Origin of the sequence: Salegentibacter sp. BDJ18, from assembly GCF_017579965.1 — a bacterium.
In the GTDB taxonomy this organism is placed as follows: domain Bacteria; phylum Bacteroidota; class Bacteroidia; order Flavobacteriales; family Flavobacteriaceae; genus Salegentibacter.
This window is the reverse complement of record NZ_JAFLQX010000025.1, coordinates 1-18,965: the sequence shown is the minus strand read 5'-3', so window position 1 is coordinate 18,965 and position 18,965 is coordinate 1. Positions and strand designations below refer to the sequence as shown.

Below are 18,965 nucleotides of genomic sequence, written 5' to 3'. Positions count from 1 at the left end.
GTCTCTTTAAATAAAAACTATTTCAAGAATTAGTAACCTTCGTTTTGTTCTAAATTAGGATTAGATGTTAAGGCTGTGGTAGGAATAGGGAACAAGACTCTATATTCTTCGGAAGCCGGTTTGAATCCCCACTCTTGGGTAAATTGACCAAAACGGATAAGATCTTGTCTTCTCCACATCTCATTATATAACTCTCTTCCTCTTTCGTCAAGTATTTCCTGATCGGTTACTGCTGATATTGGGGTGGCATCTCTCAACACGCGTAACTCGTTAATCAACTCTAAAGCTGATTCTTCAGAGGTTCCACCTCTATGAATAGCTTCTGCTTTCATAAGATGAGCATCAGCAAATCGGAATAAAATCATATGTTCTGCATAAGATCCATTGGAGGGATGGTACTTAAGTACCCTAACTCCAGTATTATCGGGATTACCTACTAAAGCGGGAAGTTCAGCGGTGTAAAAGAGAGGGTTACCGCCGCGGTCTACAGTTTCACTTCCATCCAGCTCATGCTGCTGACCATATAAAAATCCTATTCCAATATCTGAACCATCGATAAAACCATCATCATCTACATCGTTATTTCCTTCAAAAAAACCTTCAGCTGCAGCAACCGTCGTTCCTTCAAGAGGTACAAAGCCCCGTCTTTCTTCCTGACCTACATCAGGGTGATTGGTATCCGCTGGACCTTCAAATAGATCATAAAATTCTGCAAGTGTTGAAAATCCATTCCAACCTCCGGCATCCTGTCCTGGTGCACCCTGGTTGTAATGTAATCCATTCCAGATTCTAGAACCTACTCCTGTAGTTGTAAACCAGATAGTTTCTGTATCTACTGAAGGTTCAAAAATTTCAAAAAAACCACTCTGTAATCCAAAACCTAATTCTTCAATAGCTTCTACGTGGGTAATAACCTGATTCATATCTTCAACTGCAGGTTCGCCACCTACATAGATATGCTTATTGAGATATAACTTAGCCATAAGATAATGTGCTGCTGCCTTATTGGCAAAATTAGCTTCGGCACCAGGACCAACTTCTCGTAGATCTGATAAAGCATCGGTAATATCTGTCATTACAAAATCGAATGCTTCATCCCGTGTCATAACTCTAGGGTTTTCATCAGCTCCCTGATCAACTTCTCTAAAAGGAACCTGTCCGAAAAGATCCATCACCCAATACATACTAAAGGCTCTAAGGAATTTTGCCTCTGCTATTTGCTCTGGGTTAGCATTACTTTCTGGAGCAATAATTTCAGATAAATTAAAAACATTTCTGTTATTATTGTTCCACGTGTTCAAAAGAAATTGATGGTTGGGATCCCATGTATGTTGGTGAAGTGTTCGCCAAAGGCCATTATCACCCCAGTCCGTACCTCTTGTCGGTACTACCATTTCATCTGACGTAACCTCTTGTAGTGCATAAAGATTTTCCTGAGTATTCATCTGATCTCTTAAAGCATTATAATTGTTTGCAAGAGCAGAAGGTACATCGCTTACCCCGGAAAAGCCATCATCTGAACCTTCACGAAAAACCGAATCGGTTTCCTCTAGTTCCAGGTCGGTACATGCCGTAATACTAAAGATTGCTCCAAGTATTAAAACTGATTTTATAAATTTATTTTTCATTTTTCTTTTTTTTAAAATGATAAGTTCACTCCTAAAGTTACCGTTCTCGCACGAGGGTATGAAGTGTATTCAATTCCCGCGGTAGGAATCCCATTTAAGGATTTATCGGTATTTACTTCAGGGTCTAAACCGGAATAATTTGTAATAAGGAAAAGATTTTGACCGGTTAGGCTTACCCTTAAAGCATTTAAGAAACTATTTTCACCTACTTCAAAGTTATACCCTAGAGTAGCGTTTTGTAACCTTAAGAAATCTCCTTTTTCTAAGAAACGGGTGGATACATCAGGAGCGTTGCCCACTGATTCTCCATTTCCGATGACATTCCTAGTAACATTCGCCCCCGAGCCCAGAGAACCTGCAGTAAAGAAGGCATTTTCTGTATTATTATAAACCCAGAAGTCGAATTGACCGGTAAGGAAGGCTGATAGGTCCCAGTTTTTATATTCTACTCTAGTCGATATGCCTAAATTAGTTGTAGGTAAAGCACTTTTACCTACAAATTCTTGGACGTCTCCATTAGGATAGATGGTTTGCCCACTCTCATCAAAGCCGCCAAATTCTCTAAGATAATAGGAGAAGAGGGGTTGGCCTTCTGCTAGAAGTTGAGCATAGGCATTGGTTAGTCCCTGACCATTAATTCCACCGGTTTGAATGGCTCCATCAAAATCTTCAACCATGTTTTCATTATAGGAAATATTAAAACCCAGATTCCAATAAAAATCCTCCTCTTGAAATAAATCATAATCGATACTAAATTCAACCCCCTCATTTATCACATTTGCATCAAGATTTTCCCATACGAAATCTTGAGCCGCAGGTTGAGCAGAGAAAGTTTGGAATAAGAGATCGGTTGTGTTTTTACGGTAGAAATCTAATGAACCGCTCAAACGATCTTGCAGAAACCCGAAATCTAGACCAATATTGGTCTGGCTTGTTTCTTCCCATTTAAGATCTGCGTTTCGGAAGGTTACCTGTCCTGTTCCAGGAACATTTACAGTGCCCCCATCGCTTATGCCTATTCCGCCAAACCTATCACGTGGAGTATATAGGTTGTAAGGTATTTCTTGATTACCAGTTACGCCATAGCCTAATCTAAGTTTTAAGGTGGAAAAGGTCTCAGGCACGAAATCTTCATCTCCTAATTGCCAGGCAAATGCTCCAGAGGGAAAGTATCCATATTGATTATTTCCTCCAAACCTGGTAGAACCATCCGCTCTAAGGGTGGCAGTGAATAAATATTTTTCTGCTATCGTATAATTCAGCCTTCCAAAAAAAGATTGCAATTCATCAATGGTGTGAAAAGTATCTCCTGCCACCGCTCCAACATTGATTCCGGATGGTGTATTAGGACGATCTGTTGCAATTTCAGGAAATAACCTGTTTACGAAGAAGCCATTTGAATCAAATCCGTATTGTTGGTAGGATCCATTAATACTACCTTCCAAAATATCTCTTGAACGCTGAAGATCAGCAACCATTGCTCCCATGTTGGTGCTCTCAAATCCCCAACCCTGTGCATTAATTCCCTGACGGTCAAATTCTTGATAGGAATAGCCCGCTAGTACGTCAAGTTTTGAATTTTCAAATTCCAATTCATAATTAAGAGTAAATTCCAATAGAGTATTTGTACTTTCAATTTCGTTGATTTGGGATCTACCATTACCCGGCACAGCACTTCCAACGCCTACAATATCTCCAGAAATTCCAAAACCTCTATAAGACTCAGCTTTGTCATATCCAAGATTCAGCTTAGCGGATAAATTTTCCAATACAGAGTACTCTGTAGAAAAATTGATCAGGAAGCGGTCTGTTTCTGTTTCGTCCGAAACATATTTTAACATAGCATTGGGATTTATCTGTCCTTCGTAAAAGGCTGGGTCAGATGGGGAAGTAGGGGTCATCATATACGTAGCTCCGATAAGATCTCCTTCGGAACCTGCGTTATTTGAAATAGGTGCTCTTTGATCATTTACTCTTGAAATGGATGTCTGTAAACCTAATTTAAGTTTATCATCAAATAGCCTATGATTTACATTCAATCTTCCCGAAAGACGCTCCATAGATGAGTTTTCTACGATACCCATAAGGTCTGAATAGCCAATAGATGCCCTATAGTTTCCCTGATTGTAGGAGTTGGAATAAGAAAGATTATGTTCCTGGGTAAATGCAGTCCTCATAATCTCATCCTGCCAGTCCGTATCACCCCCGTAATCCAACGCATCTGCATCAAGGCTGGTATCAGAGTAGGCATCTAACCATTCTTCACGATCGAGCAAATCATATTTATTTGCCGGAGTAGCAACTCCAAGATTAGCACTGTAATCAAATCTAGCTTGCATACCACGACCTGATTTGGTAGTGATGATTACAACTCCATTAGCACCTCTAGAACCGTATATAGCAGTTGCAGAAGCATCCTTTAAAACACTCATGCTTTCTATATCCTGTGGATTAAGAAAATTCAAAGGATTTTTAGGGGAACTGTCCCCAAATCCTGCATTTGTTCCACCTGCTGAAACATCGTCACCAGCCAATGGTACACCGTCTACAACGAAAAGAGGGTCGTTTCCACCTCTTACAGAAGTAGTTCCCCGAATCCGAATGTTAACTCCTCCACCGGGTTCACCACTTGTAGTAGTAACCTGTAACCCGGCCGTCCGCCCTTGAATAAGTTCTTCCGGGGAAGCTACTACACCTCGGTTGAAATCTTCAGTTGAAACTGTAGAAACGGCGCCGGTGGCATCTCTTCTTTCTACATTACCATAACCAATAACCACTACTTCGCTAAGGGCACTGGCATCTTCTGCCATTGTCGCATTAATAGAAGTTCTTCCGTTTACCGAAATCTCTTGTTGGGCATAGCCTACAAAGCTAAATACCAGAACACCATCACCTGGAACATCGTTTAACGAATAATTTCCGTCAAAGTCGGTTACCGTACCATTAGAGGTACCTTTAACCACAACGTTCACTCCCGGTAAGGGCATTTCCCCATCGGTTACCGTTCCTGTTATTGTTTCCTGCGCCTGGACAAATCCGAAGCTGCAGATAGCAAACAGAAACAAACCGATTTTGAGTAATCCTTGTTTCATAAATTTAATTTTACAGTTGATTAATTAAACCATTAAGTTGATGACCTAAATTAGTAAAAAATTATGCTAAATATTAAGTAGTCTATACACGCAAACGTTTTCGTGTTTTCAAAGATGTGAATATTGAAGGGGTTTTTTAGACTAAAATTGAAGCTAAAATTTTATTAAAAATATCGTAATACGAGGTAAACAGCTGTCTTACAGAATTGTAAAAATTAAATGTAATAATTACACGTGATGAAATTGTAATTTTATAATTTTTGTTGATAAAATTTCATTTTATTCCCTTTAATAGGTCATTATTGATAGTTTTTTGGCCGAAATTTTGACAGAAATTTCTTCCTTTTCTCCAATATATTCACCATCAACCTGAAAAGCGACCGGTTTTCTACAAAAAACTCTAGCACTTTTAACCGGTATTATCTCCACAAATTCAGAGTTTACATCAGTTTCATTACGCAAAGTTTTTAGAATCTCCAGGATGTCGAAATTTTTGAATAAAAGGATTTCAAAAACACCATCATCTATTTTTCCTTTGGGATTTACATTAGCACCGGTGCCGTATTTTTTTGCATTGGCAAATGCCAAGAGAATTCCTTTTTTGGTAATAGTCTTATTTTCTAATTCTATTTCAAATTCAAAAGGATATTTACTTTCCCAAAGAGTAGGTATAGATTGTAGCAAATAGCCCATTTTTCCTCGTATTCTGGAATGTTCGTAATTTTTAATTAATTCAGCATTTAATCCCAAATCACTTATGTGCAGGCAGAGTTCTCCATTAATTTCAAGCATATCCATTTCTTTATGTTCATTACCCAGCGCTATTTTCAATTGTTCTTCCAGGATGTTGGGAATGCCCAGGTTAACAGCAAGCCCGTTGGCTGAACCTGCAGGAAAGATTGCTATAGGAATTAGAAAATTAATTAAAGCCTCTGCTACTTGTTTTATAGTCCCGTCGCCACCCGCTACAAAAACCCGATCAAAATTATTTTCGGTAACCAATTTCTGAATTTTCTCACGATCATTTTTACCGGTTGTTTTATAGGTTACGAGTCCAGCATTAATTTTTAAAAGCTCATATTCAAGAGTTTGTATTATATGCTCCTTACTAAGACCTCCTGAAATTGGGTTTACAACAAGTAGTACTTTTTGTATTTCTTTCATATAGCTTCTAAAATATGCTTAAATTTAATTATTTTGGAGTAAGAAAAATTCAATAAAAATCTAAAATTTTGAAGTTAGATCTAAAACTTTATCGTGGTTATGTTAATAATCAGGAGCTGGTTGTATCTGGCCATTTATTTAAATCCTGGGCGCCAGATAAGTACAGGCTGGATAGAAAAGGAATAAAACATGCGGTAGCTATTATTCATATGTTTCGCATTAGTCCTTTAAAAAACAAGGAAATCACCTTGAAATTTCGCAATACTACAGTAACCACTAAAACCCTGGACGATGGCTATTTTAGATTTACAATTCCTTTTTCAGAAGAATTAAAAAGCGGCTGGCATGAATACGAGGTGAGTTGTAATATCAAGGATTTTGGAATGATAGAGAAGGGGGAATTATTAAAACCGCACCCATCTAAATACGGTATAATTTCAGATATAGATGATACTTTTCTTATTTCACATAGCAATAGCTTTTTTAAAAAGTTATATGTGATGCTTTCCAAAAACATCAATAAGCGCAAGATTTTTGATGACGTTGTAGATCATTATAAAGAATTGAGCCGTGCGGGGCAGGACTCTGAGCATGCTTCCAATTCCTTCTTTTATGTTTCCAGCAGTGAGTGGAATTTATATGAGTTTATCAATGAATTTGCCAAGATGCACCAGTTGCCTAAAGCGGTAATTAAACTAAAGAAAATTAAAACTGGGATTTCAGATTTTCTCTCTACCGGCCGCGGAAGCCACGATCATAAATTTGAAAAGATAAAAGATATTATTTCTTTTTATCCCCACATTCCTTATGTACTATTAGGAGACGATTCCCAGAAAGATGCCCATATTTACGAGCGTATATGTAAAATTTTTCCAAAGAGGTTAAAAGCAGTTTATATACGACAAACCGGAAGAAAAAAGAAGCCGGAAATCAATACAATTCTCAAGAATATAGAAAGCCTTGGCGTAAGTATTTGTTACTTTAAACATAGCAATAAGGCCATTAAACATTCCCGCGCAGAAGGGATTATTTAAAGTTTTTGAATCCTATATTTGCTGCAATTAACTCGCTGTTTAAATATAAAAAACCAAAGTTTAAGTCGATATTTTAATTACTCTGAAATTTCATTTTTTGAACGTACAAGACTATATAAAATCCAGGGCCCAATTGCCCGCAAAAAGTATTCAGCATACTATTGCACTTTTAGAAGCCGATGCTACAATTCCGTTTATTTCCCGCTACCGTAAGGAAGCCACCGGCAATTTAGATGAGGTTGCTGTTGAAAAAATTGCGCTGTTACTCAATTCTTTTAACGAACTCGAAAAGCGAAAAGCAGCGGTACTTAAAGCCATAAAGACTCAAAATGAGTTAACTGAAGCTTTAGCGGAAAAAATTGATAAAGCCAACACTTTAACCGAAGTTGAAGACCTTTATTTGCCTTTTAAAAAGAAAAGAAAAACAAAGGCTGATGCAGCCAGGGAAGCCGGTTTAGAACCACTTGCCAAAATCTTAATGGCCCAGAATACAGCCAATATTGACCTCTCGGTAAAACAATTTCTTTCTGAAAATATAAAAACTAAAGAAGAAGCTTTTAACGGGGCCGGGCATATTATTGCAGAATGGATTAATGAAAATACTTATGTTAGAAATTCCCTTAGAAGATTATATGCCCGAAAAGCGCAACTAAGTACCAAATGGGTGAAAACAGAAGAAGAACATCCCGAAGCTTCCAAATTCTCACAGTTTGAAAAGTGGGAAGAACCGCTTAAAAGAATTCCTTCACACAGATTTTTAGCAATTCACCGTGCTGAAAAATTGGGGATAATTAAACTAAAAATTGAAGTGGATAAAGCGGAAGCTTTAAACTTAATTGAAAAAGCAATAATTAAAAATCCCGGTTTTTCTGGAGTAAAATATTTAAAAGAAGCGTTTGAAGATGCTTTTACACGATTGCTGAAAAAATCTTTTGCAACAGAATTTCTAAATGAAGCCAAGGAAAAAGCAGATGAAGATGCCATCGCCGTATTTGCTTCAAATCTTGAGCAACTTTTAATGGAAGCTCCTTTGGGGAGTAAACGAATTCTCGCATTGGACCCGGGTTTTAAATCAGGTTGCAAATTGGTATGTTTGGATGAACAGGGGAATTTATTACATAATGAAACAATATTTCCTCATCCCCCACAAAAGAAAATTGATGCGGCATCAGCAAAGATTAAAAGTTTAGTGAATGCTTACAAAATTGAAGCTATAGCTATAGGTAATGGCACCGCAGCCAGGGAAACCGAGCAATTTATTAAAAACATTTATTTACCAAAAGAAGTTTCGGTTTTTACGGTTAATGAAGCAGGAGCTTCGGTTTATTCTGCTTCAAAAATTGCCAGGGAAGAATTTCCTAATTATGATGTCACGGTGCGTGGAGCAGTTTCTATAGGCAGAAGATTGGGTGATCCGTTGGCCGAACTGGTGAAAATAGATCCAAAATCAATAGGAGTAGGGCAGTACCAGCACGAAGTAGATCAAACTAAGTTAAAGGAGAAACTTGATGTAGTAGTGATGCGTTGTGTAAATAAAATAGGCGTAAACTTAAATACTGCAAGTAAGGAACTACTTTCCTATGTTTCTGGAATTGGCCCGGGATTGGCACAAAATATTCTGGATTACAGAAAAGAAAATAAACGTTTTACAAGCAGAAAAGAATTGCTAAAAGTATCTCGCCTGGGAGAAAAAGCTTTTGAACAATCTGCCGGATTTTTAAGAATTAAAAATGCTAAGAATCCATTAGATAATTCGGCTGTGCATCCAGAAAGTTACTTTGTGGTAGAAAAAATGGCGAAAAATAATGCCTTGAAGCCGGAAGAACTAATAGGAAATACTGAAGTTCTTGAAAAAATAAAACCGGAAGATTATATTTCTGATAATATTGGATTACTGAGTTTAAAAGATATACTAGGAGAATTAAAAAAACCTGGAGCCGATCCCAGGGCAAAGAAAAAAGCCTTTAGTTTTGATCCTTCAGTAAAAAGTATTAACGATTTAAAGCCGGGTATGAAACTGCCGGGAATAGTAAATAATATAACCAATTTTGGCTGCTTTGTAGATATTGGAATCAAAGAAAGCGGGCTCATCCATATTTCAAAACTTGCCAATGAATTTATAAGTGATGTAAATTCGGTGGTTAAACTCAACCAGGAACTGGAAGTGACTGTACTTTCTGTAGATGAAGAAAAAAAGAGGGTTCAACTTTCTTTAATAGATTAATACAACGAGGCTGTTGAAAACTGGTAACAGCCTCGTTTGTTTTAAACTTTCTAATTTCTTTTTCTAAAATTTGCACCGTCAAATTCTTCCCGTTCATAAAATTCATCATCAGCGTAATGAGCTTTGCTATGACGGTCTCTACGATCATTTTCATCGTCAATAATTTTCCCTTCCCTTTGTTCAGAAATTGGCTTATCGGCATATTCCTCTTCTTTTCGGCGTTGGAGGTGCTCATCTTCTCTTTCAGCAGCAGACGGACGATTATAAGAGCTTAAAACAGTTTCTTCATAATGCCTATCTGGATTAGCACCACCTTCAATGCGTTTTGTTTCAGCAAAGGTTTGGTGCGTGATTCTTGAAGTATAGATGTATTTTTCATCTTCTTCGAGTTCTACCAGGCCTATGGGTACAATTACGTGATTTTGGCCGTCTTTGTTTACAAACTCCTTGATTTCAGGATCTGCGGGTTTACCATAGGGATCGTGCCGGGAATCTATAATGGTCTGGTCTACTTCCACATCTACGTAAACTACGCGATCAAGATTTTTATTAATAAGTAAATTATCAACTTTTCCAACTACACGTTTGTCCGCATCTCTTACCACCCAGCCCCGAATATCGGGATAACCGCCTGCAATCTTATAGTCTTTTAACTCACTTAAATAATATAGATTCTTATTCTTTATATCCTTGCTCATAATTCACAATTTTTTAGTTATGCAATCAATTCTTTTGAATAAAGAAAACTGATCTTGCTATTTTCCTTAAAATAAATGCCTGAAGTATCATTCAATTCTTCAATATCATTGGCATCATCAATATTATCAACATCGTCAGTAGTGTCATCATAAGCGAAAACATAAAATAATATTCCCAGTATGATGATAGCGATTAAAAGAATCCAGGGCCAAACCGTTTTTTTCTTTTCAACTTTAATTTCTGCCATAATTTTAGTTTTTGGTTAGACTCTTAAAATTAAATAATCCTGACCTTTAACATAGCTAAGATTACCCCAAACAATTGTTAATTAGATCATAAGCAAAAAAAGTGGATCTTGTAAATATCATTTTTAGAAAAAGATTTTAAAGAATCCAAATGAAAAAAATAGAATTCTGTTAAAAGAAAAAAGGGAAACTTTTCAATTTCCCTTTTGGTAATCTATTTCCTTTTCCGATAATTTTTATCATCGAATTCTTTCTTGTTATAGAAATCTTCATCATCGGTATGATCTCTTCTGCCAGAAGCAGCGTCTGTCTTTGTCTTTGTAGCCCCGGGCCTGGAGTCTTTATTTTTTTCGCTCGAGAAACTTGTTTTTTTAGAATTTGAAGGATTAAAATCATCCTTTATTTTACCACCGTCACTACCTTTTTTAGTAGTAGGCTCGTTACGAGAAACATCTGAATCTTTTGAGTGTGTTTCCCGATCACTTGTTGTAGTAGCGGTATCTTTGTCAAATTTTGCCTGTCTGCTTTCGTCTTGCTTACTACTATCAGAAGAAGTAATACCCCTGTTATAAGAAGCTAAAACAACTTCTTCATATTCCCGGTCTATATTAGCACCTTTCTTCTTTCTCTTAGTTTCGGCAAACGTTCTGTGGTTCACCTTGTCTGTATAAATAAACTTGTCATCCTCATTTAATTTTACCAGACCAATAGGAATTATAAGGTGTTCTTCGCCCTTTTTATTTACAAATTCGTGAACTCCTTCGCTTGCAGAAGACTGGTAGGGTTCGTGATTTGCTTCAAGGATACTCCTGTCTACTTCTACATCAAGGTAAACAACGCGTTCTGTATTTTTATTTACAAGAAAGTTGTCTACTTTTCCTATAACCCGGTTGTCTACATCTTTTACTTTCCAGCCGCGTACATCTGGATCATTACTTGCTACTTTATAGTCTGAAAGTTCATTTAAATAGAACAAATGTTTATCTCTATTTCTGTTGTTATTATCATTAGTTGCCATAATCTTTTTAAATTTTTAATTAGCTCATTTTCATATTCTGTACTACATCGCCAGCTTCTTTATAAAAAGAATTAACTGCATCTTTTTGATTCAGGGTAGGCGTTGAAGGATCAATATTTTGTAATGCTGTTTTTACCTCCTGAACATCCTGGGAAATGTCAGGAAATTTTTCTTCCTGCATTTTCTCCATAAGGTCTACTATTTTGGCACCCACATCGTTAATAGTATTTGCGTGGGTAAGTGCTTGCGGATCCTCTTTTATATCTCTTACATCATCTTTGAGTTCCTGAATTTCAACCTCAGTATTAATATTGGCTTCTTCTGATCTATTTTCTAGAGCATTTATGAGATATACCAGGGCCTGACTACTATATTCATGGTCTATTCCCATTTTTTCCTGGTCACTAATATGGGTGAGATATTTAGAAACACTTTCATCTCCAGAAAGGTTATCTTCTTCCCAGCTTGCGGTTTCAGTATCTTCTTCCGTCTCCATAGGTGTTGCAACCTGTTCGGTATTTTCCTCTTCATTAAAATCATCATCGTCATTGTTATCGGCGATCACAAAATATAATATTACTGCGAGTATTATTAGCCCAAGAAGAATCCATGGCCAAATAGGTTTTTTCTTTTCAATTTTAATTTCTGCCATAATCTTAGTTTTTGTTTGGTTAGACTACTAAGGTTAAAAAATATTGTTACTAACTATTATTAAGGTTAGCCCAAACTATTGTTAATTAGGTCATAAGCCAAAAAAAAGGCATCCCTACGGAATGCCTTTATAAAAATAAATATGTATAAAAGTTTATTTTAAAAGATCTTTAAGTCGCTTCCAGGCTTTATCGTGTGCTTCTTTATTTGGTTTTTTGGCATCTGGTTGGTGGCCACTGCGCATAAAGGCGTGGCCGGCGCCCTCGTAGATCTCATATTTATACGTCTTGTCGGCTTCTTTCATCATTTTTTCACTGGCCTCAATGGTAGAATTTACCCTATTATCATCACCGCCGTAATAGCCATAAACCGGTGCTGAAATATTTGCAATTACTGAAGCATCTTCAGGACCGGTTCCGTAGAAAACGTGCGCTGAAGAGATTTCCTGGTTATTTGTAGCATACTTAAAGGTTTGTGAACCACCCCAGCAAAAACCAACTACAGTAACTTCTCCGGTTGATGCCGAATCTTCTTTAATATAGTTGAAGACAGCATCAAGATCTGCAGTTACCTGTTCTGGGTCTAAAGCATAAATGGCGTCTCTTGCAGCATCAGGATTTTCAAAATCTGTGGTTCGACGTTTACCTTGAGTATTTGAAATTAAATCTGGAGCGATTACCAGGTAACCGGCTTCAGCAAGTTTATCGGCAAACAACCTTGCCCAGTCATTTAAACCACGGTTTTCGTGAATTACAATTACAGATTTTGTAGCTCCATTTGTTTCGGGATAGGCTACAAAAGCCTGAAACTCCCTATCACCGTGAGATAAAGTAACCCATTCGTGATGTCTTGGAGAATCAGAAAGTTCTTCGGCTTCAGTTTTTTGAGCCATTGTAGTATCGGCTTCAACTTGAGCTTCCTCCTTATTAGACTCTTTTTTATCATTTTTATTTCCACAGGAAAAAAGCGAAAATGCAAAGACAAACAGCAGGAAGACGTGGTTTAAATGTTTCATAACTATAAAGTTTTAATTGAATATTCTTTCAATTTCCTATCTGAAAACGCCGGAAGGAAAAACTACTACACTTTCGTGACCGTCTTTTCCAACCGCTGCTACGCCAAAGAAGAAATTATCTATAACAATTCCGTCAAGGGTGAATTCACTTACATCACCTACAAATCGGGAATATTGCCACTGCGCTTCAGTTGTTTCTCTCCAGTAAATCTTATAACCGGCAATATCGCCTTCAACCTTATCCCATCTTAATTTTGCCGAAGGTTCTACAATTCCTCCAATTTCAACGTTTTTAGGTGCCGGTGGAGCCCACGCAAGACTTGCCATATTTATCGCATTTACTGCGGTAAGTTTTTTAGCATAATTGAAATTTACCCCTTCTATAACATCGCCATATTCAATACCGTTTTCGGTTCTAATATCCTGGTGTTGGCGGTTGTAATTTTCGTGGGCTTCCATAATCCTAATTCCGGCGAAGCCAAGATCGTTGAATGGCCTGTGGTGACCACCACGACCAAAACGGTCTAAACGATAGATCATCATCGGGTTCATTTCGGGCATATAAGTTTCAGTAGTTTTATGTACATAACGAGCAAGTTGTCGTGAAATACCGTCTACCTCACCACCGTAAAACCTACGCATAGTTCTTTCTCTTTCAGATTCATTTGGAGGAACGGGTTCAGAAAATATTCTAAAAGTGCGATTATCAATTACGCCATCTACACCTTCAATATTCCCAATCATATCGTTATTTAAAACTCCAATAATTTCCCAGTCATTATCTTTAGCATACTCTGCAAGGCCTTTGCCGCCAAACAAGCCCTGTTCTTCACCAGAAAGACCAACGTAAACCACGCTGCTTTCAAACTCATATTGCGATAAAACCCTTGCGGCTTCTATGGCTCCGGCCATACCGCTGGCATTATCGTTGGCTCCGGGTGCATCGGTTTCAAAATCCATAGTATTGCTGGCGCGAGAATCTATATCACCGCTCATAATAATATAACGGTTTGGATATTTGGTTCCTTTTTGAACCGCAACCACATTTACCACCCAGGCATCGTGCGGAATGCGTTCGCCATCTTCTGTAGTAACAAAGTCTTTTTGGTAAAAAACATCAAGACAATTATCGCAATTATTAGATATATTATCGAATTCAGATTTTATCCATCTACGTGCGGCACCTATTCCACGGGTGTCAGAAATTGTATCACTAAATGTATTTCTTGTTCCAAAACCGGCAAGTTTCCTAATATCGGCTTCAATCCTATCTGCAGAAACGCTATCTATTATTTCGTAAATACGCTCATCGGTTTGCGCATTTGTTTGTTGAAAAATGAGTCCTGAAAATAAGAGTAGGGCAAGACTGGGTATATTTCTAATCATAAAATTATTTTTTTAAGCTTCTAAAATACCTAATGTTTAGGTGATTTCACAATTAAATACGCTTTAGAAGTTTTATGAAACAAAAAAATCCCGACAAATAATGCCGGGATTTTAAATCACATTCTAATTAACTACAATTTAGCTTGCTTTCATATTATGAATTTCAGCTTTTGCTTCGTGTGCTTTTTGATCAGCTTTCGAGTTAGAAAGGCTGGCTTTAGTTTTGTTCTTTAAAGCATCAACTTTGTGGCTTAAAGAGTCAGAAAATTCATTGAATTTTCCTTTAGTTCCTTGTATAGCTTCGTTGCTTGAATCTGAAATCGCCTTTCTGGTATCTGCACCTTTTTTAGGGGCAAATAATAGTCCTAAGGCCGCTCCTGCAGCTGCTCCTGATATTAATCCTAATAACATTTTTCCTGATTTCATCGATCTAAGTTTTTAAGTTTTGGTTCGTATTTTTGTTTAATGTAAAATTAGATCATAATCACGCCGTTACCATATTTTTGAAGTTAAGTTATGCATAAACTTTCTTAGAAAATGTCAAGGAATTTAACAGTTTAAAGGCTTATGAATTTTCAGCAAACTTTTTAAGTATATCTCTTACCTTTAAAGTGTCTTCAACATAATAACGTGCACTGGTTTTTTTCATTCCAACTTTAACCGTAAAAGAATTTTCTGGAAGTTCCTCAAACATATATTCATCTGTCCAGTCGTCTCCAATGGCAAAGATGAAATCGTAATCTTTGCCGACCAGTTTTTTATTAGAAGCTTTTCCCTTATTTACTCCGCTACTTTTTATTTCCAGTACTTTATTTCCTTCAAGAACGCTAAGCCCGCGATTTGAGATTAATTCTTTTAAAACATTAGAAAGCTCATTGGCCCTTATTTCACCAAGTTCGGGATCGGCTTTTCTGTAATGCCAGGCCAGCGAATAGTTTTTATCTTCTATAAATGTACCGGGAGTTCTATCTACAAAAGTTTCAATTACCGGGCGCACCGCACTCATCCAATCATTATTCACATTTTCTGAAAGTTCCCATTCGCTGTCTTTTTGGCGCATCCAAACCCCGTGTTCTGAAATAAGTTCTACAGGAATTTCCTTCCACCACGAACCAAGGGTGTCTTTATCTCTACCGCTAATAAGAACTACATCTGTATTTGCTGATTGATTTAATTTGTGAACTAAATCTATTAATTCCTGGTCTGGTTTTGCTTTTTCGGGCTTATCGGTAAAGTTTACTAATGTTCCATCGTAGTCGAGAAATAGGATTCGGTTCTTCGCATTTTTAAATTTCTCCAGAATTTCATCTGAAACTTTAGAGGAAATTCTTCTCGCTTTAAACGCATCTCTATCCTGACTCGTTTCATGTAGGGCTTTCATAAAATCGTTTGCCCATTTTTCTACACTATAGCGTTTTAATCGCTTTTGAAGTATTTTATTACGTTGTTTTTGTTCTTCTTCAGGCATTTCTATGGCCTGAATTAGAGTTTCTGAAATTTGCTCAAAATTATTTGGGTTTATAATTAAAGCTTCATTCATTTCGTGAGCGGCACCAGCCATTTCACTTAAAATAAGTACTCCGGTTTGATTTATTCTCGTAGCCACAAATTCTTTGGCAACCAGGTTCATCCCGTCCCTTATAGGAGTTAATAATGCAATATCACAACTCGTGTAAAGGTCAATTAAATTTTCAAAAGGCATAGAGCGGTAAAAATACCAGATAGGCGTCCAGCTCACGGTAGAGAATTTACCGTTTATTCTTCCAACCAATTCATCTATTTCCCTTTTTAAGCGTTGATATTGCGGAACGTTAGATCTTGAAGGTACTGCAAGCATCACCAATCTTACTTTTTCAATGAATTCTGGATGGTTATCAAGAAAATATTCAAAAGCCCTAATTCTATTGGCGATACCTTTTGTATAATCCAGGCGGTCTATACTTAGAATAAGTTTAGCTTCAGGGGTTTCATTGGTATGATGGTCTAACCTGCGTTGTAACTCGGTGCGTTGCTCTTCGGTATTTTTAAAATGATTTAAAGCGGCGTCTTCAAATTTGTTATAATCTATCCCCATTGGGAAAGAATCTACTTTTACAATTCTCTCTGGCAGGGTAATTTCATTAAAACTTACCTGGTGACGTAAAATTCGACTTACAGAACTTAAAAAATGCCTTTCATAATCGTACGTATGAAAACCAATTAGATCTGCACCCAGTACTCCTTTTAAAACTTCATCACGCCAGGGCAGGGTTCTAAAAACCTCATAAGAAGGAAATGGGATATGATTAAAGAAACCAATAATGGCTTCAGGCTGTTGTTTCCTAATCATATTTGGCACTAAAAGTAATTGATAATCGTGTACCCAAATGTGGTCCCCATCTTCATAATGTTTCAGAACTTCTTCGGCATATTTTTTATTTACGCTTTTATAAATTTCCCAGTGATCTTTATCGGCTTCGGTATATTCCATAAAATAATGAAAAAGCGGCCAAATGGTACGATTACTAAACCCATAATAAAATCCTTCAATTTCTTCTTCACTAAGATTTACAGCAACACAATCTTCTTTTCTGGCTTTTTCCTTAACATCTTCTAAAAGATTTTCCGGAATTTCCTCTTCGGTAAGTCCGCTCCAACCAATCCAAATACTATCACCATCCTTATGGAATGATTTTAAGCCTGTTGCGAGGCCCCCTACACTTGGCGTGACCTCCAGGTTATTCTCTTCAAGGTTAATTTGTAATGGTAATCGGTTGGAAATTATTATTGTCTTACTCATAATTATATGTGAATGCTGTTGTTGCGAAATTGATTTTTATTAAATTTCCGAAAATCATTTTACACGACAAGTCTTTTTAAAGAATTTTAAGAGTATATGGAGAATTTAGATTACGGAATTATAGGGAATTGCAAGAGTGCTGCGCTAATATCAAAAACAGGTTCGTTAGAATGGTGTTGTTTGCCAAATTTTGCTTCGTCTGCAGTTTTTGCAAAACTACTGGACGAGAAAAAAGGAGGAAGTTTTGAAATTATAGTAGACGATTCTTATAACATTACCCAGGAATATCTTTGGGAAACCAATATTCTAAATACTGAATTTAGTGATGGTGAAAATTCTTTTCAGGTTATAGATTTTATGCCGCGTTATCCCCGGGAAGACGGTTCTTTTTACGCCCCGCCAGATATAATAAGGTTTATTAGATTAATTAGCGGAAAGCCTAAGTTTAAAGTAAAATATGATCCTCGTTTAGATTTTGCCCGTGAAAAAACCTACAATGAATTTAAAGGAAATTATATTAAAAGTTTTACCAAAGAAGGTAAATACGATTCTCTTTTTCTCTATTCGAGTTTTGATTTGAATGATGTTCTGGAAGGTAAAGAACTTGAATTAACCGGAAACGCATATTTTTTGCTCGGTTATCACGAAAAGCTTATTACCCAATCTTTAGATCGCTCTTATTTAAAATTTCAGCGCACCAAAACCTATTGGATGAATTGGAGCGCCAAGACTACCCGCTATACGCATTACGAAAATGAAATAATGCGCAGCGCTTTGGTTTTAAAGTGCCTTAGTTACAAAAAATCTGGTGCAGTTTTAGCCGCAGCCACCACTTCTTTGCCCGAAACCATTGGCGAAGAACGCAACTGGGATTATCGTTTCTGCTGGATTCGTGATGCTTCTATGGTAATTAAAGTAATGGCAGGCCTTGGCCATATAAAATCGGCTAAAGATTTTCTTCAATTTATCATAGATATTATCCCAGATAAAGATGAGAAAATCCAGATTATGTATGGAATTAACGGGGAGAAGGAGCTTACCGAACATATTTTAGATCACTTATCAGGTTATAAAGATTCTCATCCCGTAAGGACCGGAAATGCTGCTTATATTCAGAAGCAAAATGATATCTACGGAATTTTGATGGAGGTAATCTATCAGCAGTTCAATCAATTTGAAACATCTTTAGAGAATTCTGAAGAACTGTGGACCGTGGTACGCGGAATAGTAAGTATTGTTGAAGAAAACTGGCAAAAGCCTGATAAAGGAATTTGGGAATTACGTACCGAAGACCGACACTTCGTATTTTCAAAACTACTATGTTGGGTGGCGATAGACCGGGCAATAAAGATTGGAGAAGTTTTAAGAATGGGTATTAACGATACACATTGGAAGTCTTTACGTGCCGAAATTTATAATGATATTTATAATAACGGCTGGAATGAAGAAGTACAGGCATATACCCAATATTATGGGTCTAAAGATTTAGATGCTTCAACTTTATTAATGGAGCAATATGGGTTTATTGAAGCGAAAGATCCTCGTTTTGTGAGTACGGTACACGCCACAGAAAGGGAATTGTGTAAAGATGGGTTAATGTACAGGTATAAGAATAAAGACGATTTTGGGGAACCAACTTCATCATTTACCATTTGTACCTTCTGGTTAATTGATAGTCTTTTCAAGATAGGAGAGAGGAAAAAAGCAAAACAAATGTTTGACCAGTTATTATCTTACAGTAATCACCTGGGATTGTTTAGTGAAGATATAGATTTTGAAACCAAAAGGTTGCTGGGTAATTTCCCTCAAGCCTATTCGCATTTAGCGTTAATAGAAACCGCTGCCAATTTTAGTTTAGGAACAACCTCTGAAGAAACCTGGCTTAGCGAGTTTTAGGATTTTGAAAGGACTATCTCATAAACTGTGTAAATAGAAAAATAACAGGGGTCGCGACCCCTGTTATTTTTTTGTCTAATTTTAAATTTTACACAGTATGAAAAAAGAGGATTTATTTAACGATGAATTTTTGA

14 protein-coding genes are annotated in these 18,965 nt (G+C 36.9%); 3 read left to right on the top strand and 11 right to left on the bottom strand.

The annotated features are described in order from the left end of the window. Nucleotides 1-29: 29 nt before the first annotated feature. The 3 genes from J0871_RS14360 to J0871_RS14350 form a co-directional block, all read right to left on the bottom strand. A complete protein-coding gene (locus J0871_RS14360; RefSeq protein ID WP_208225958.1) occupies nucleotides 30-1,628 on the bottom strand; it encodes a RagB/SusD family nutrient uptake outer membrane protein in 1,599 nt (532 codons plus the stop codon). An 11-nt stretch (nucleotides 1,629-1,639) separates the two neighbouring features. After that, nucleotides 1,640-4,720, bottom strand: coding sequence for a TonB-dependent receptor (locus J0871_RS14355; protein WP_208225957.1), 3,081 nt, complete (start codon nucleotides 4,718-4,720; stop codon nucleotides 1,640-1,642). A gap of 288 nt (nucleotides 4,721-5,008) precedes the next feature. After that, nucleotides 5,009-5,884: a diacylglycerol kinase family protein gene (locus J0871_RS14350; RefSeq protein WP_208225956.1), complete on the bottom strand. Its 876-nt coding sequence runs from the start codon at nucleotides 5,882-5,884 to the stop codon at nucleotides 5,009-5,011. Between the two features lie 68 nt (nucleotides 5,885-5,952). Between J0871_RS14350 and J0871_RS14345 the strand changes: the two genes are divergently transcribed. Together J0871_RS14345 and J0871_RS14340 are read left to right on the top strand one after the other, a co-directional pair. Beyond that, nucleotides 5,953-6,918 carry an App1 family protein gene (locus J0871_RS14345; protein ID WP_208225955.1) on the top strand — a complete coding sequence of 322 codons (966 nt, stop codon included), beginning with the start codon at nucleotides 5,953-5,955 and terminating at the stop codon, nucleotides 6,916-6,918. Nucleotides 6,919-7,015: 97 nt separating this feature from the next. After that, a complete protein-coding gene (locus tag J0871_RS14340; RefSeq protein ID WP_208225954.1) occupies nucleotides 7,016-9,142 on the top strand; it encodes a Tex family protein in 2,127 nt (708 codons plus the stop codon). 50 nt (nucleotides 9,143-9,192) lie between these two features. Here J0871_RS14340 and J0871_RS14335 read toward each other — a convergent pair whose 3' ends face one another. The 8 genes from J0871_RS14335 to J0871_RS14300 form a co-directional block, all read right to left on the bottom strand. Next, the gene (locus J0871_RS14335) at nucleotides 9,193-9,840 is read right to left on the bottom strand and encodes a photosystem reaction center subunit H (protein ID WP_208225953.1); all 648 of its coding nucleotides are present in this window, start codon (nucleotides 9,838-9,840) and stop codon (nucleotides 9,193-9,195) included. A 17-nt stretch (nucleotides 9,841-9,857) separates the two neighbouring features. Further along, complete coding sequence (locus J0871_RS14330; RefSeq protein ID WP_208225952.1) at nucleotides 9,858-10,088, bottom strand: hypothetical protein; 231 nt, start codon at nucleotides 10,086-10,088, stop codon at nucleotides 9,858-9,860. Nucleotides 10,089-10,300: 212 nt separating this feature from the next. Beyond that, on the bottom strand, nucleotides 10,301-11,104 hold the full coding sequence (locus tag J0871_RS14325) for a PRC-barrel domain-containing protein (protein ID WP_208225951.1): 804 nt from the start codon (nucleotides 11,102-11,104) through the stop codon (nucleotides 10,301-10,303). A gap of 19 nt (nucleotides 11,105-11,123) precedes the next feature. Beyond that, nucleotides 11,124-11,756, bottom strand: a complete 633-nt coding sequence (locus tag J0871_RS14320; RefSeq protein ID WP_208226079.1) for a hypothetical protein — start codon at nucleotides 11,754-11,756, stop codon at nucleotides 11,124-11,126. Between the two features lie 153 nt (nucleotides 11,757-11,909). After that, a complete protein-coding gene (locus tag J0871_RS14315) occupies nucleotides 11,910-12,770 on the bottom strand; it encodes a dienelactone hydrolase family protein (RefSeq protein WP_208225950.1) in 861 nt (286 codons plus the stop codon). A gap of 36 nt (nucleotides 12,771-12,806) precedes the next feature. Beyond that, nucleotides 12,807-14,156 carry a M28 family metallopeptidase gene (locus J0871_RS14310; protein WP_208225949.1) on the bottom strand — a complete coding sequence of 450 codons (1,350 nt, stop codon included), beginning with the start codon at nucleotides 14,154-14,156 and terminating at the stop codon, nucleotides 12,807-12,809. A gap of 138 nt (nucleotides 14,157-14,294) precedes the next feature. Beyond that, nucleotides 14,295-14,582 carry a YtxH domain-containing protein gene (locus J0871_RS14305; protein ID WP_075327262.1) on the bottom strand — a complete coding sequence of 96 codons (288 nt, stop codon included), beginning with the start codon at nucleotides 14,580-14,582 and terminating at the stop codon, nucleotides 14,295-14,297. A gap of 139 nt (nucleotides 14,583-14,721) precedes the next feature. Continuing rightward, entirely contained in the window at nucleotides 14,722-16,935 is a 2,214-nt protein-coding gene (locus J0871_RS14300) for a bifunctional alpha,alpha-trehalose-phosphate synthase (UDP-forming)/trehalose-phosphatase (protein ID WP_208225948.1), read from the bottom strand. Between the two features lie 96 nt (nucleotides 16,936-17,031). On the opposite strand from J0871_RS14300, the gene J0871_RS14295 reads away from it, so the two are divergent. Then, nucleotides 17,032-18,831 (top strand): glycoside hydrolase family 15 protein, encoded by a 1,800-nt coding sequence (locus tag J0871_RS14295; RefSeq protein WP_208225947.1) that lies wholly within the window; start codon nucleotides 17,032-17,034, stop codon nucleotides 18,829-18,831. The last annotated feature ends 134 nt before the right edge of the window (nucleotides 18,832-18,965 follow it).